This window comes from Imbroritus primus, from assembly GCF_964332355.1.
GTDB classification, from domain to species: domain Bacteria; phylum Pseudomonadota; class Gammaproteobacteria; order Burkholderiales; family Burkholderiaceae; genus Imbroritus; species Imbroritus primus.
Genome location: NZ_OZ201293.1, coordinates 2,625,216 through 2,638,682 on the forward strand (window position 1 = coordinate 2,625,216; position 13,467 = coordinate 2,638,682).

The 13,467-nt window shown below is 63.0% G+C and carries 12 protein-coding genes; 6 read left to right on the forward strand and 6 right to left on the reverse strand.

Annotated features, from left to right (window positions below; all coding sequences use genetic code 11):
• Positions 1-48: 48 nt before the first annotated feature.
• The 3 genes from ACQ3C8_RS12045 to ACQ3C8_RS12055 all read right to left on the reverse strand — a co-directional run bounded on the left by ACQ3C8_RS12045 (position 49) and on the right by ACQ3C8_RS12055 (position 3,685).
• Positions 49-609: a barstar family protein gene (locus ACQ3C8_RS12045; protein WP_009523840.1), complete on the reverse strand. Its 561-nt coding sequence runs from the start codon at positions 607-609 to the stop codon at positions 49-51.
• A complete protein-coding gene (locus ACQ3C8_RS12050; protein ID WP_428849610.1) occupies positions 606-980 on the reverse strand; it encodes a ribonuclease domain-containing protein in 375 nt (124 codons plus the stop codon). Before ACQ3C8_RS12050 ends, ACQ3C8_RS12045 begins: the two co-directional genes overlap by 4 nt.
• Before the next feature lie 365 nt (positions 981-1,345).
• Positions 1,346-3,685 (reverse strand): NADP-dependent malic enzyme, encoded by a 2,340-nt coding sequence (locus tag ACQ3C8_RS12055; protein ID WP_009523842.1) that lies wholly within the window; start codon positions 3,683-3,685, stop codon positions 1,346-1,348.
• Positions 3,686-3,918: 233 nt separating this feature from the next.
• On the opposite strand from ACQ3C8_RS12055, the gene thiL reads away from it, so the two are divergent.
• From thiL to ACQ3C8_RS12070, 3 genes are all read left to right on the forward strand, one after another.
• Positions 3,919-4,917, forward strand: a complete 999-nt coding sequence (gene thiL, locus ACQ3C8_RS12060) for a thiamine-phosphate kinase (RefSeq protein WP_428851704.1) — start codon at positions 3,919-3,921, stop codon at positions 4,915-4,917.
• 99 nt (positions 4,918-5,016) lie between these two features.
• The gene (locus tag ACQ3C8_RS12065) at positions 5,017-5,583 is read left to right on the forward strand and encodes a phosphatidylglycerophosphatase A family protein (protein WP_009523844.1); all 567 of its coding nucleotides are present in this window, start codon (positions 5,017-5,019) and stop codon (positions 5,581-5,583) included.
• Positions 5,584-5,593: 10 nt separating this feature from the next.
• Positions 5,594-6,091 carry a CinA family protein gene (locus tag ACQ3C8_RS12070; RefSeq protein ID WP_009523845.1) on the forward strand — a complete coding sequence of 166 codons (498 nt, stop codon included), beginning with the start codon at positions 5,594-5,596 and terminating at the stop codon, positions 6,089-6,091.
• A gap of 6 nt (positions 6,092-6,097) precedes the next feature.
• On the opposite strand, the gene dmeF is transcribed toward ACQ3C8_RS12070, so the two are convergent.
• Positions 6,098-7,195 carry a CDF family Co(II)/Ni(II) efflux transporter DmeF gene (gene dmeF, locus ACQ3C8_RS12075; RefSeq protein WP_428851705.1) on the reverse strand — a complete coding sequence of 366 codons (1,098 nt, stop codon included), beginning with the start codon at positions 7,193-7,195 and terminating at the stop codon, positions 6,098-6,100.
• Positions 7,170-7,985, reverse strand: coding sequence for an orotidine-5'-phosphate decarboxylase (pyrF, locus tag ACQ3C8_RS12080; RefSeq protein WP_037030860.1), 816 nt, complete (start codon positions 7,983-7,985; stop codon positions 7,170-7,172). The genes dmeF and pyrF overlap by 26 nt, the downstream gene beginning before the upstream one ends.
• Positions 7,986-8,150: 165 nt before the next feature.
• Here pyrF and ACQ3C8_RS12085 point away from each other — a divergent pair, with 165 nt between their 5' ends.
• The 3 genes from ACQ3C8_RS12085 to ACQ3C8_RS12095 all read left to right on the forward strand — a co-directional run bounded on the left by ACQ3C8_RS12085 (position 8,151) and on the right by ACQ3C8_RS12095 (position 12,614).
• Complete coding sequence (locus ACQ3C8_RS12085) at positions 8,151-9,029, forward strand: DMT family transporter (RefSeq protein WP_009523848.1); 879 nt, start codon at positions 8,151-8,153, stop codon at positions 9,027-9,029.
• A gap of 387 nt (positions 9,030-9,416) precedes the next feature.
• Positions 9,417-10,379, forward strand: a complete 963-nt coding sequence (corA, locus tag ACQ3C8_RS12090; RefSeq protein ID WP_009523849.1) for a magnesium/cobalt transporter CorA — start codon at positions 9,417-9,419, stop codon at positions 10,377-10,379.
• Between the two features lie 159 nt (positions 10,380-10,538).
• Positions 10,539-12,614: a hypothetical protein gene (locus tag ACQ3C8_RS12095; protein WP_428851706.1), complete on the forward strand. Its 2,076-nt coding sequence runs from the start codon at positions 10,539-10,541 to the stop codon at positions 12,612-12,614.
• Between the two features lie 81 nt (positions 12,615-12,695).
• Here ACQ3C8_RS12095 and mtgA read toward each other — a convergent pair whose 3' ends face one another.
• Positions 12,696-13,430, reverse strand: a complete 735-nt coding sequence (mtgA, locus tag ACQ3C8_RS12100) for a monofunctional biosynthetic peptidoglycan transglycosylase (RefSeq protein WP_009523851.1) — start codon at positions 13,428-13,430, stop codon at positions 12,696-12,698.
• Positions 13,431-13,467: the final 37 nt, after the last annotated feature.

Sequence of the window (13,467 nt, forward strand, 5' to 3'; positions counted from 1 at the left end):
GCGGGAGCGAGCAGCACGGCCCCGCGCCGGACGCCCGGCACCCGCCCGTCAGACGAACGAGTAGAACACCCGGAACTGCACTTTCTTCTCGCCCCAGAATTCCGCCGCGTCGCGGAATACGTCCAGCAGCGTCTCGCGGGCTTCCTTGTCGAACTTGGCGGCGCACGGCAGGCCCTCAAGCACGATGACGAAACCCGGCTGCGGACCGGCCTTGTAGATCAGGTCCGTCAGGCAATCGTTGAGCGCATCGAAGTTCTTGCCGAAATGCTTCGGGAACAGGAATGCCGAGGCGATCGCCTCCAGCACTTCGCCCTTGGTGGTCGCATGCGCGCAGTTCGCATACAGGAAGTGCTGGCCCAGATCGGCCGCCGCCTGCGCCAGATCCGGCACGCGGAACGCGCGGATCGACTGGACGATATTGGGCCGAACGGTCTTGAATAAATGCATGGGTTCCTCTTGCCCTGTCGACGACACAGAGATCCGCATGGCTGGCGGGCGCGCCACGAGCGCCCGGTCGTACAGATTCTCTGCCCTGTGCCAGACATCTCCGGCAGCACGCTCGTCGCGGGCATCGAGGGCAGCGCCCATTCCGAAAATGGTGGTCATCATTGCGTTATCCGTTTAAAGCTGTTGTAGTGATCTTCCGTGTAATAGCACTCGCTGGCCGCGCGCTGGTCGCCTCCGCATACGATCCGCCGCGCACCGCGATGGCGCACGCCCGGCGTCCGTACCGTGTACTCGCGATAATATTCGCGCGAACGTCGCGGCAATTGCCGTTCATAGTTGCCGAAGCGTGAGCCGTCCTTGCTGTAGGCAAACGGCCCGCCTGCCTTGACATCCTCCAGCGTGCGCTGTGCTTCCTTGGGCAACTGCTGGACCTGGATGGTTCCCACGCCCTCGCGACCCTGCAGCGGTGCCTCGCGCGCATGTGCGCTGTCTGTCGATAGCACACCACACAGACTGGCCGCGGTCAAGACCATTGTCGCCAGCATGCCGCGCACGCTGCGCGCCGCAGGTCGGGTTATGGCGGGAGAAGGGAGGGAATTCACGATGATCTCTGGAATGACGCGGTCCCGAAGCCCGTCCGGGACTCCGTGCGCATCCCAGGGACGGGTCTGCCGGCTGGTCCGGAAGCGTCCTCGATGCGCGCTGTGCTGCGCAGGCGCAGCATTCAACAAAGGCGTAAGCCTACGCTGAACCGGGGGAAGAATCAACCGGCGTTGCAACCAGCACTATAACTCACTGAAAAATATAATTATTTCAAAATGTAAGCACACACAAACTATGGTGTGCATTCACAAAAAAACCGGGACTGGCCCGGTTTTTTTGCATCACTGGCGGGAATTTAACGCTGCGCTGCAGCATCCACCACGACCAGCGCCGTCATGTTGACGATCCGTCGCACCGTGGCCGACGGTGTCAGGATGTGGACGGGGCGTCGCACCCCAAGCAGAATCGGACCGATCGCCACATTGTTGCCAGCGGCGGTCTTGAGCAGGTTGTAGGAGGCGTTGGCAGCATCGATATTCGGCAGCACCATCAGGTTGGCCTCCCCCTTCAGGGTGGAATCCGGCACGATGGAATTGCGCAGCTTTTCATCGAGTGCGCAGTCGCCGTGCATTTCGCCGTCCACCTCCAGGTCAGGCGCGCGCTCGCGCAGGATCGCCAGCGTTTCGCGCAGTTTGATCGCGGACGGCGCTTCCGAAGTCCCGAAGTTCGAGTGCGAGATCAGTGCCGCCTTCGGTTCGATGCCCAGGCGCTGCATTTCCGCTGCGGCCATGATAGTGATCTCGGCGAGTTCCTCGGCGGTCGGATCGACGTTGACGTGCGTATCCACGAGGAACAGCTGCCGGCCCGGCAGGACCAGGCCGTTCATCGCGGCATAGACCTTGGCGCCCTCGGCGCGGCCGATCACCTGGTCGATGTAGCGCAGGTGGGCTGCCGTGGTGCTGACCGTACCGCAGATCATGCCGTCGGCCTCGCCCTTGTGCATCAGCATAGCCCCGATCAGCGTGGTGCGGCGGCGCATTTCGACGCGCGCATAGTGCGGCGTAACACCCTTGCGGGCCATCATCTGGTGATAGGTGTCGGAATAGTCACGGAAACGCGGATCATTTTCCGGGTTGACCAGCTGAAAGTCGACGCCCATGCGCAGGCGCAGCCCGTAGCGCTCGATGCGCTTGGCCACGACCGCCGGACGGCCGATCAGAATCGGATTGGCCAGGCGTTCGTCGACGACCACCTGCACCGCACGCAGCACACGCTCCTCTTCACCTTCGGCGAAGACGATGCGCTTGGTCTCCATCGGCACCTTGCGGGCAGCCGCGAAGATCGGCTTCATCATCGTGCCCGAGTGGTAGACGAACTGCTGCAGCTGCAGCGTGTACGCCTCCATGTCGGCGATCGGCCGGGCGGCAACGCCCGAATCCATGGCAGCCTGCGCCACCGCCGGCGCGATCTTGACGATCAGGCGCGGATCGAAGGGCTTGGGAATCAGGTACTCGGGACCGAACGACACATCCTGGATACCGTAGGCCGTGGCAACGATATCGCTCTGCTCCTGCCGCGCCAGTTCGGCCACGGCATGCACCGCGGCGATTTCCATCTGGCGCGTGATCGTGGTCGCGCCGACGTCGAGTGCACCGCGGAAAATGAAGGGGAAGCACAGGACGTTGTTGACCTGGTTCGGATAGTCGGTCCGGCCGGTGGCGATGATCGCGTCCGGGCGCACTTCCTTCACCAGCTCCGGCAGGATTTCCGGGGTGGGGTTGGCGAGCGCCAGCACCATCGGCTTGTCGGCCATGCGCTTGACCATGTCCTGCTTGAGCACCCCGCCGGCCGACAGGCCCAGGAAAATGTCCGCGCCGTCGATCACTTCGCCCAGCGTACGCAGTTCGGTCTTCTGCGCGAAGTGCGCCTTGTCCGGATCCATCAGTTCAACGCGGCCTTCGTACACGACGCCGGCGAGGTCGGTCACCCAGATATTTTCGCGCGGCAGACCGAGGTCGACGAGCAGGTCGAGGCAGGCCAGCGCCGCGGCGCCCGCGCCCGACGCCACCAGCTTGACCTTCTTGATGTCCTTGCCAACCACCTTGAGGCCGTTGGTCACAGCGGCGGCCACGACGATGGCAGTACCGTGCTGGTCATCGTGGAAGACGGGGATCTTCATGCGCTCGCGCAGCTTGCGCTCGACGATGAAGCAGTCCGGCGCCTTGATATCTTCGAGGTTGATGCCGCCAAAGGTTGGCTCGAGCGCGGCGATGATCTCGACCAGCTTGTCCGGATCGCGTTCGTTCAGCTCGATATCGAATACATCAATGCCGGCGAATTTCTTGAACAGCACACCCTTGCCTTCCATCACCGGCTTCGACGCAGCCGCGCCGATGTCGCCCAGGCCAAGCACCGCGGTGCCGTTGGTCACCACGCCGACGAGGTTGCCGCGCGCGGTATAGCGGAAGGCATTGGCCGGATCGGCAACGATCTCTTCACATGCCGCTGCCACACCGGGGGAATACGCCAGCGCCAGGTCGCGCTGGTTGGTCATTTGCTTGGTCGGCATCACGGCAATCTTGCCGGGTACCGGAAACTCGTGATATTCGAGGGCCGCTTTGCGCAGCGCGGCGCGCTGTTGCTGTTTAAGCTCTTCCTGCTGGCGAGCTTGCTCGCTGGTATCCGGAGATGTCATTGGTACAGTTTCTCGATCAGTGGATCCACGATTGTAGCCGTGCACGCGTCCACGCGCCCAGCTGCCGCGAATAGAACCGGACATTGTATGTGGCGAAACACAACTTCACAATCATGTTCGATGGTGCAAGCGCACATGGCTTCGGTACAATCGTTGCAGGCTTCGCCCCCTGCCAGCCATGCATGTCCGTTGATGATGCCCCACACAGGCGCCTGCACATCCAGCCCTCACACATGACCGAGTTCCATCACGCCGCCCAGACCGATGCCCCGCTTTCCGAGTTTGGGCTGATCCGCCGCTACTTCACCCGGCCGGCCCGCGATGCGGTGCTCGGCGTCGGTGACGATTGCGCGCTGCTGTCACCGCGCGTGGGGCAGGTGCTGGCGATTTCCACCGACATGCTGGTGTCGGGCCGGCATTTCTTTGCGGATGTGGCCCCGGCGCATCTTGGCCACAAGGCGCTGGCGGTCAACCTGTCGGACCTCGCCGCCATGGGCGCTGAACCGCGTGCCTTCACACTGGCGCTGGCCCTGCCGGAAGCCCGTGCGGAATGGCTCGCGCCGCTCGCCCAGGGCATGCTGGCGCTGGCCGACGCACATGGCTGCGAACTGATCGGCGGAGATACCACCAAGGGGCCGTTGACGCTGAGCATCACGGTCATGGGCGATGTCCCGGCAGCCCAGGCACTGCGTCGCGATGCCGCACAAGCCGGTGACGATCTGTGGGTCTCCGGCACGCTCGGTGACGCCCGGCTGGCGCTGGGCGTGTTCTGGAAGGAATGGTCGCTCGCGCCCGAGGCCTTTGCCGCCATGCGCGCCCGCATGGAAACGCCCACGCCGCGCGTGGCCCTTGGCATGGCCTTGCGCGGCCTCGCCCACGCCGCACTCGACGTCTCGGATGGCCTGCTTGGCGATCTCGGCCATATCCTTGCCGCCTCCGGATTGGGCGCCACCCTCGATGTGGATGCCCTGCCACGCTCAACGGTCATGGCAGAACAGCCTCCCGAGCGCCAGCTGCAATGCCTGCTGACTGGCGGCGATGACTACGAGCTGTGCTTTACCGCCCCCCGCACCGCCCGGGCGGCGATCGCCGCGCTGTCCGGTCCGCTCGGGCTACCACTCACGCGGATTGGCTACCTCGAACGCGGCACCGGCATCCGTCTGCAGGATCATGCAGGCGCCCCCGTCGCCTTTACGGGCCACGCTTTCGACCACTTTGCCAGTGAGCGGTGATACCGTATCGGTTTACTGCGCTTCCTATCCAATTTCGACCCGATTTTTCGACTCAATCCGTAGCCGCACTTTCGAGCCACCCGGACCCCCGAGCCAAGCATGACGTCTTCTTCCCACGCCCCGCAGTCCCCCGGCCAACCATTCGTTCTCGACGCCGGGCAGACAGTCCGGGTCACCCGCCCCACCGGCCGCTTCATGGTGGCCCATCCGGCCCACATCATTGCCTACGGCTTCGGCGCAGGACTTTCGCCCGTCATGCCGGGCACGGTCGGTACGCTCTATGCGTGGCTGTCCTTCCTGGCGCTGTCGCTGTGGATCGACCCGGTGGCATGGCTCTACATTCTGCCGACCGCCTTCCTGATTGGCGTCTGGGCCTGCGCCAGGACGGCGCGCGACATGGGCGTGGCGGACCACGGCGCGATGGTGTGGGACGAGATCGTGGCGTTCTGGCTGGTCCTGGTCCTGGTCACCCCGACGTCCTTCTGGGGGCAGCTCTGCGCCTTCCTGCTGTTCCGCCTGTTCGACATCGTCAAGCCCGCGCCCATCGGCTACTACGATCGCGTCATGAAGGTACCCGGCCTGATCGGCGGGTTCGGCGTGATGCTCGATGACATCATCGCGGCGTTCTACACCCTGTTGCTGTTCGCCCTGTGGCGTTCCTTCTGAGAGACTGACCATGGCAGCAACCCAACGGCTGGGGCATCTTTCCGTGCTGGTCAGCAATGTCCTGCGCGAACGCGCGCTGATGCTGGCCACCGCGGAGTCGTGTACCGGCGGCATGGTGGCCTCGGCCCTCACGGATATTTCAGGTTCGTCGACCTGGTTTGAGCGCGGCTTCGTAACCTACTCCAACGACGCCAAGACGCAGATGCTGGGCGTGCCGGAGAACCTGATCCGCAAGCACGGCGCGGTCAGCGAGGAAGTGGCCCGCGCCATGGCGGAAGGCGCCCTGCTGAACAGCCGCGCGCATGTCGCGCTGTCGATCACGGGTGTTGCCGGACCAGGCGGCGGCACGCCGGACAAGCCGGTGGGCATGGTCTGCTTTGGCTGGACCAACCGCATCGAAACACGCACTACCACGCTAAAGCTCAAGGGCGACCGGAATCAGGTACGCACCCAGGCCGCGGAATTCGCCTTGCAGGAATTGCTGGAGCTGGTCCGCAGCGAGGGTTGAAGCGCGTCACGCCGCGGCAGGGGGGGGCGGCGCACAGCAATGGTTGACCTCGATATTGAGATGCGCCACCTGCTTCAGGTGGGCGAGGCGTACCTTGTAGTGTGACGGCGGTTGCGGCTCCTGCGCGACCAGGCTGACGACGCACGCGTACTTGTCTCCCGACACGCGCCACGCGTGCAGGTCGGTCACATGCACCCCAGGCTCAGCTTCGAGTGCCGCACGTACGCTTGCAACCACCGGTTGGTCCATATTGCGGTCGAGCAGGATGACGCCCGATTCGCGCAGCAATCCGAGCGCCCATTTGGTGATGACGATGGCGCCCACCACCCCGACGACCGGGTCCATCCACTGCCACGCAAAGAATTTGCCCGCCAGCAAAGCGACGATGGCGGCTATGGACGTCGCGGCATCTGCAAGCACGTGCAGGTACGCCGCGCGCAGATTCAGGTCATGATGTTCATGCGCAGCGGCCTTGCCGGCCTGGGCCGCCAAGGCCGGACGATGCGCGTCGGCCGCGTGATCGTGATCGTGATCGTGATCGTGATCGTGATCGTGATCGTGATCGTGGCTGTGGCCATGTGCGCCATGCCCGTGACCATGCCCATGGTCGTGGTCATGCGCGCCCATCAGCCAGAAGGCGCAGATCAGGTTCACCGCCAGCCCCACGACCGTGACGATCAACGCCTCGTCATAGTGGATGACGACCGGATTCCAGAGCCGCGCCACCGACTCGGTCACCATCATCAGCGCTACTCCACCCAGCATCATGGCGCTCGCAAAGGTCGACAGGATCTCGATTTTCCACGTACCCAGCGCAAAGCGCGGATCGTCGCCAAGCCGCCGGGCCACGACGTAGGCGCCGAGCGTGACGCCGAGCGCCAGCACATGCGAACTCATATGCCAGCCATCGGCCAGCAGCGCCATCGAGCCGTACCACCAGCCCGCGACGATTTCCACGACCATCATCACCGCCGTCAGCAGCACCGCATACAGCGTACGCCGCTCGGCCTGCGGCCGGGCCACGGCAAAGCGGTGCGAATGGCGCCATCGGGACAGGTCGTGCTGATGCAGTTCCATTTCAGGCGCGGTACTGATTGATGGCATCGCGCGTCTCGAGAGCCGCCTGCCGTGCTGCCTTGGCAAAATCCTTGTCGCGGCTGGCATACAGGATGGCGCGCGACGAGTTGATCGCCATGCCCGTGCCGTCGGCCGTGCGGCCAGCGCGTACGGTGGCGGCGATATCGCCGCCCTGCGCACCGATGCCCGGTACCAGCAGCGGCATGTCGCCGACGATCTCGCGTACCTTGGCCAATTCCTCGGGGAAGGTCGCGCCCACCACCAGGGCCAGTTGACCCGTGGTATTCCAGCGCTCGCGCGCCAACCGTGCGACGGTCTGGTACAGCGGTGCGCCGTGCACGTCCAGCGCCTGCAGGTCGCTGCCGCCGGCGTTCGAGGTGCGGCACAGCACAATCACGCCGCGCGTATCGTAGGCCAGGTACGGTTCGATGGAGTCGAAGCCCATGTACGGATTGACCGTAACAGCATCCGCCTGGTAGCGCTCGAAGGCCTCGCGCGCATACTGTTCCGCGGTGGCACCGATGTCGCCGCGCTTGGCGTCGAGAATGACCGGAATGCCCGGATGGGCATCGTGGATATAGTGGATCAGCTGCTCCAGCTGGTCCTCCGCCCGCTGCGCGGCGAAATAGGCGATCTGCGGCTTGAAGGCACAGACGAGATCGGCCGTCGCGTCGACGATTTCACGGCAGAACGAGAAGATCGCACCGCCTGTACCGGTCAGCGAAACCGGCAGTTTGGTCGGGTCGGGGTCGAGCCCGACGCACAGCAGGGACTGGTTACGCTGCCACGCGGCAGACAATTGAGCGATGAAGGTCATATGCAGAAACCCGGAAAGGTCCACAAGACGGGCTCCGGCGGAGCGCACCATGCTTGCGGCACACGCTTCGATTTTACCTGCCCCGTGATATCTTTCACCCTGTTTGTTGCATTCCCCCATCCCCTGCCCACTCCTCGCCCACTATTTCCGCTCCCGCTCCAGCCAATGCCCCACCTCTCACGCCGTGACCTCATCCTGCTCGTTCTGCTGACGCTGTGCTGGGGCATCAACTGGCCCATCATGAAATACGGCGTGCGCAGCCTGCCCCCGCTCGAATTTCGGGGGCTCAGCGTAGCCGGCGGCATTCTCACCATGCTAGTCGTGCTGCGGCTGCGCGGCGAATCGCTGCGGGTGACGCGCGAGCAGTGGCCGGTCATCGTCAAGCTGGCCCTGAGCAATATGGTGGTGTGGCACTTGCTGTCCATCTTCGCCATCGCCATGCTGTCCTCCGGACGCTCTGCCATTCTGGCCTACACGATGCCGATCTGGGCCGCCCTATGGGGCCTGCTGCTCTTTCGCGAGCGCCTGGGTCCAGGCCTGTGGGCCGGCATCGCCTGCGCGCTGGCCGGCACGCTCCTGCTGCTCTCCGGCGAACTCGGCGCCCTAACCGGCAAACCGCTCGGCCTGGTGCTGATGTTGATCTCCGCCGCCGCGTGGGGGCTCGGCACGCAGATGATGAAGCGCGCCCATTTCGACATGCCGCTGACCGTGCTGACCTTCTGGATGCTGCTCGTCACGCTGGGCTTCATCCTGCTTGCCACACCATTTACGGCCGCTTGGCACTGGCCCAACGCTGGCGACTGGGCCGCCATCGCCTACAACGCGGTGATCGTGTTTGCCTTCTGCCACATCATCTGGTTCCGGCTCGCGCGCACCCTCCCGCCCGTGATGTCGAGCCTGTCGATCATGATGATCCCGGTGGTCGGCGTGTTCTCTGGCATGGTGCTGCTGGGTGAGGCGCCACACTGGCAGGACTACGCCGCCGTGGTCCTGATTCTGCTCGCTCTGGCCAGCGTCTTGTTTGCGCCACGGCTCGCCCGCTGAGGGCCTGGCGTCACCCAAGTTTCACTTAACAACCCTGGCCGTTTGGGCTACACTCGCGGCCATCTCAATCTTCGGAGAAACTACGTGGGCAGTAGCATCGGGGATTCAGGCAGTTCGCGCCCTGCGGGGCGACGCGCCATGAATTCCATGTCACTGCGGGCTGCGTAGCGGCAATGTGCCGCCTTGCCCGCAGACCATACTGCGGGCAAGGTTCGTCTTTCGTTCCTTCCCTGGTTGCCAATCGATCACGGCAAACGTCATCGTATCTGACCCTCGCGCCCAACCCGCGATGCCAGAACGATCACGCTTGCTGATGCGCGTTCGCGCGCGCCATCGACGAACGACCCCGCCAGCGTCTCTCCCTCGCGACATCGAAAGGAGCCAGGGATGATCAACCTGTTCGTCTTGCAAAAAGGCCGGCTCGCCCAAGAGCAGGTCGACGATCGCAACGAGCTGTTGCTGCACAAGCCCATCTGGATCGACGTGGTCGACCCGGACGACGAAGAACTTGCCTGGATCAAGGAAGCCTACGGCGTCGCCCTGCCGGAACTCGAAGACCTTGGCGATCTCGAAGCGTCCGCCCGTTACTTCGAGGGCGAGGACGAGAACATCCATATCCGCACCGACTTCCTGCTGGCCGAGGACGATGCCTCGCGCAACGTGCGCGTCGCCTTCGTGCTCGCCAAGGACGTGCTGTTCTCCATCCACGACGAAGACCTGCCGGTGTTCCGCCTCGTGCGGCTGCGCGCCCGCATGCGCGCCGGTTCGGTGCGCAACGCCAAGGACGTGTTGATGGACCTGTACGCCACCGACGCGGAATACTCGGCCGACTCCATCGAGGAAATCTACGAACGGCTCGAAGAAGCCAGCAAGCGCGTGCTCGCGGAGAACGTCACCGACGAAGCTGCCGCCGACGTGCTGGAAACCATCGCCCGCGAGGAAGACTTGAACGGCCGCATCCGCCGCAACGTCATGGACACACGCCGCGCCATTTCCTTCCTGATGCGCAGCCAGATGCTGACCGCCGAACAGCAGGACGAAGCCCGCCAGATCATGCGCGACATCGACTCGCTGGAAAACCACACGGCCTTCCTCTTCGACAAGATCAACTTCCTGATGGACGCCACCGTCGGCTTCATCAACATTAACCAGAACAAGATCATCAAGCTGTTCTCGGTCGTGTCGGTCGGCCTGATGCCGCCGACACTGATCGCCAGCATCTACGGCATGAACTTCAAGTACATGCCAGAGTTCGACTGGGCCGCAGGATATCCTTGGGCGATTGGCCTGATGGTCGTGTCCGCACTGCTGCCGCTAGCGTATTTCCGCAAGAAGGGTTGGCTGCGCTGATGCCTCACTCGCCTTGGAGTGACACTTTTTTGCGTTTTCGACGCCATATTTCAGAAATTTCTTGAAGATACGACTCGCCTTACCGTGTAAGGTCATTCCAGGCGAGTCGGCCTGAGCAGTGCAGGACCTGCCTCGCCCCTAACGATATGGAGGCGAGGCATGGCGGAGCCACTCGGCAGGACACAAAGCGGCAGCACGCCAGTAAAGGCCCGGGTGCGCCTTGACATACCAGAGTACTCTCCCGAGGCACTCCCGGAGCACAACGCCCGCGAAATCAATCTGCTCCTGCTCGAGGCCGGGCCCAAGCGAATTGCGCATTTCCTTGCCAACACAGCCGAGTGGGCCAACGCCAAGTATGGCTATCTGGATCAACACGGGCGTTATCGTCTCGCCCTGTCGCTACGCGAGTATCTGGATGGCAAACCGGCGCTCAAAGCGCGCATGGAGCAGCTCGGCCTCAGCTACCAGGCTCTACCGGCACGGCCTGTACGGAACAGGAGGACATGTACAGCCTCCCCTAGCACCATACCCTCGAGCCAGGCCACTCACTCATGCAAACGCGCCATGCCATTGCCTTCCCCCGTGCGTGCGCTGCCCTGGAAGAATGCAGATACGCTGAACAGGTTTCTCCTGAGCGCTACTGCGAAGGATGTGCAACGCTTCACAAGCAACCCTGGAGACTGGGCCTTTACGCGGTATGCCTGTTGCGACGATCGCGGGCGGGAACGGACATATGATTCGCTGGCCCAGTACCTCCATGCCCAACCAGAACTGCGCGTACGGCTGCAGCAGCTTGGTATTGATTGTGCGGCGGTACCCGCAGTCAAACCGCCGACACAACCAACACGGCGCACACGATCGACGGCCAACATGGGGAAGACGCCTGCAGCCGAACCCGCAACTGGCCCCACACCCCCGCGCACCGTCGAGGGCGCAACGCCCCCATCCAGCGGTGGTGCTACGGTACTAGGCCCCGTACTGACAGTTCCGCACCACATCGCTACCGATGCGCCCACCCAGGCCGGCGCATCAGGCCGGCAAACCCTTGCGGATGCTTCGCCTCCCTCGGTCACGCAAAAGCCCACTCGGGACGACGAGGTGGATCGGCATGCGGCATCGCCATCGGACATATCCGGCGGTTCCGATCGCCCGTCGATTTCACTTCCGGGCGGTTCAGCCGAGACCGTGGCCTCGACGACACCTCCGTCTCTAGATGGAGGAGCAGGTAACAACGTTGCGAGGCTTCTGCCTGAGCCCACCCCCGTGCAAGATAACAACGAACCGCTGCCACGCCGTTTCGAAGTCGATTCCGCGCCATTGTTCAAGCCCGAAACGAAAGTTCTGGCTGCAGTGATTGATCCGCCTGCTGCGCCCCCAATCTTGACTCATCTACTGGATCCCCTTGCCGAGTGGGACACAGCCGAACTCGACGACATGAAAAAGGTCTTCCGCGATTTTTCGGACAAGCATATTCAAATGCCGTTGCACCTGCTTAACACCCCAGGGGCACAATCCTACGCACTTGATATATCAGATGAAGAACGAGCCGCCATCCAAAGACAGTTAAGGAGCGCTGGCCCACACTCCGGGCAAGCTCTCACTTTCACCCTGTTCACCGCACACGGCAAGGAATGGTATGCCGGCATCGTCGTCCAGAGAGACCCTCCGCGCGCTCCGCGGTGGACACGCCTTTTGACAAACCTCGTCAGAAGACAATCTCCGGAACCAGCGACACCCACCGACACAAGGTCATTCGCGTTTTATCTCTTTGGAAAGACAAATGTGGCTGACGTGCATGACATCAAACTGCACATCGCGTTGAGCACGACGTTTCAGATTCCTATCGATCGCGTCGAGATCTACCCTGCTCCTCTGGATATTCCTGCTCAACGCATCTCGAGCATGCCTGATGCCGAACTCAACCTGCATGCCCAGCCATCGACGCCTAGTGTGGATGAAGGTGCGCTACCGCAAGGCGAGAGCCCGATTACTATTCACACGAGTGGCGAGACAGAGGCTCCCTCACCAAATCCAGTATCCATCAGCAACAGCTGTTTGCTCACTGTCCATATGGTGCGCGAGTTTGATGCCAACAGGGAGCACTACAAGAACTCAAGACCCCAGGAGGTGGTGCAGGCGATCAGCCAACGCTGGAGAAAACTTCGAATGGAAGACTGCAGGCAAGTATGGACAGAGCTGCAAGAGATGATGTCCAGCGCGCGCAAAATGCCTTGACTATCGCTCAGGAATCCAGGCGGACATCAACCGCTGAGCTGACACATCCGCGCGAAATGTGGCTTCGAGTACGCTACAAGCCTATTCATCCGGCAACGCCGCCGCCCCCATCCGCCGCGCGATCACCCCTGCCTTCCAGCGGAAGTTGATGCGTACATTGGCACAGTAACGCTTCTGGTCGAAACACTTGGGGGCGGGCAATGCCGCAGCGAGTCGGGCGGCCTGGCCGACGCCCAGCTTGCTGGCGGGGACCTTGAAGTAGTGTCGGGCTGCGGCTTCGGCACCGAAAATGCCCTCGCCCCATTCGACGGAATTCAGGTAGATCTCGAAGATGCGCTGCTTGTCGAGCCAGAACTCGAGCATCCAGGTGATCAGCAATTCCTGTCCCTTGCGCAGGTAATTTTTTTCGCTTGAGAGGAACAGGTTCTTGGCGAGTTGCTGCGTGATGGTGGAGCCTCCGGAGACGATGCGCCCGCGCTGGCGGTTCTTCTCCAGGGCATCAAGCATGGCATCCAGCTCAAAACCAGGATGGTTGACGAAGCCGGCATCCTCGCTAGCGATGATGGCGCGCTTGAGATTGCGGGAAATCGCGTTGTACGGCACCCAGCGGCGATCAACGCCGCAACTCCAGAAGTTGAGGCCGCACAGGCGGTCGCGTTCGGCGCGCATGAAGGCGGTGCTGCCCGGATTGATCCATTGCCACGTGGCGATCTGCACGAAGTAAAACACCTGCGTCGCCACCACTCCGGCGAACAGGCAGGTCAGCAGGTAGGTGAGCCAGCGGCCCGGCCCGCCGCTGCGGGCGTTCTTTTTCATGCGTGGCGGAAGACGGATGCGGTAGTCGATGGATGGC

Excerpts from the sequence above, each read along its gene's own strand:
- ACQ3C8_RS12050 (WP_428849610.1), bottom strand. The coding sequence starts at position 980 with ATGGTCTTGACCGCGGCCAGTCTGTGTGGTGTGCTATCGACAGACAGC.
- ACQ3C8_RS12085 (WP_009523848.1), top strand. The coding sequence starts at position 8,151 with ATGCCCCACCTCTCACGCCGTGACCTCATCCTGCTCGTTCTGCTGACG.
- ACQ3C8_RS12095 (WP_428851706.1), top strand. The coding sequence starts at position 10,539 with ATGGCGGAGCCACTCGGCAGGACACAAAGCGGCAGCACGCCAGTAAAG.
- ACQ3C8_RS12065 (WP_009523844.1), top strand. The coding sequence starts at position 5,017 with ATGACGTCTTCTTCCCACGCCCCGCAGTCCCCCGGCCAACCATTCGTT.
- pyrF (WP_037030860.1), bottom strand. The coding sequence starts at position 7,985 with ATGACCTTCATCGCTCAATTGTCTGCCGCGTGGCAGCGTAACCAGTCC.
- ACQ3C8_RS12055 (WP_009523842.1), bottom strand. The coding sequence starts at position 3,685 with ATGACATCTCCGGATACCAGCGAGCAAGCTCGCCAGCAGGAAGAGCTT.
- mtgA (WP_009523851.1), bottom strand. The coding sequence starts at position 13,430 with ATGAAAAAGAACGCCCGCAGCGGCGGGCCGGGCCGCTGGCTCACCTAC.
- ACQ3C8_RS12070 (WP_009523845.1), top strand. The coding sequence starts at position 5,594 with ATGGCAGCAACCCAACGGCTGGGGCATCTTTCCGTGCTGGTCAGCAAT.
- ACQ3C8_RS12045 (WP_009523840.1), bottom strand. The coding sequence starts at position 609 with ATGATGACCACCATTTTCGGAATGGGCGCTGCCCTCGATGCCCGCGAC.
- thiL (WP_428851704.1), top strand. The coding sequence starts at position 3,919 with ATGACCGAGTTCCATCACGCCGCCCAGACCGATGCCCCGCTTTCCGAG.
- dmeF (WP_428851705.1), bottom strand. The coding sequence starts at position 7,195 with ATGCCATCAATCAGTACCGCGCCTGAAATGGAACTGCATCAGCACGAC.
- corA (WP_009523849.1), top strand. The coding sequence starts at position 9,417 with ATGATCAACCTGTTCGTCTTGCAAAAAGGCCGGCTCGCCCAAGAGCAG.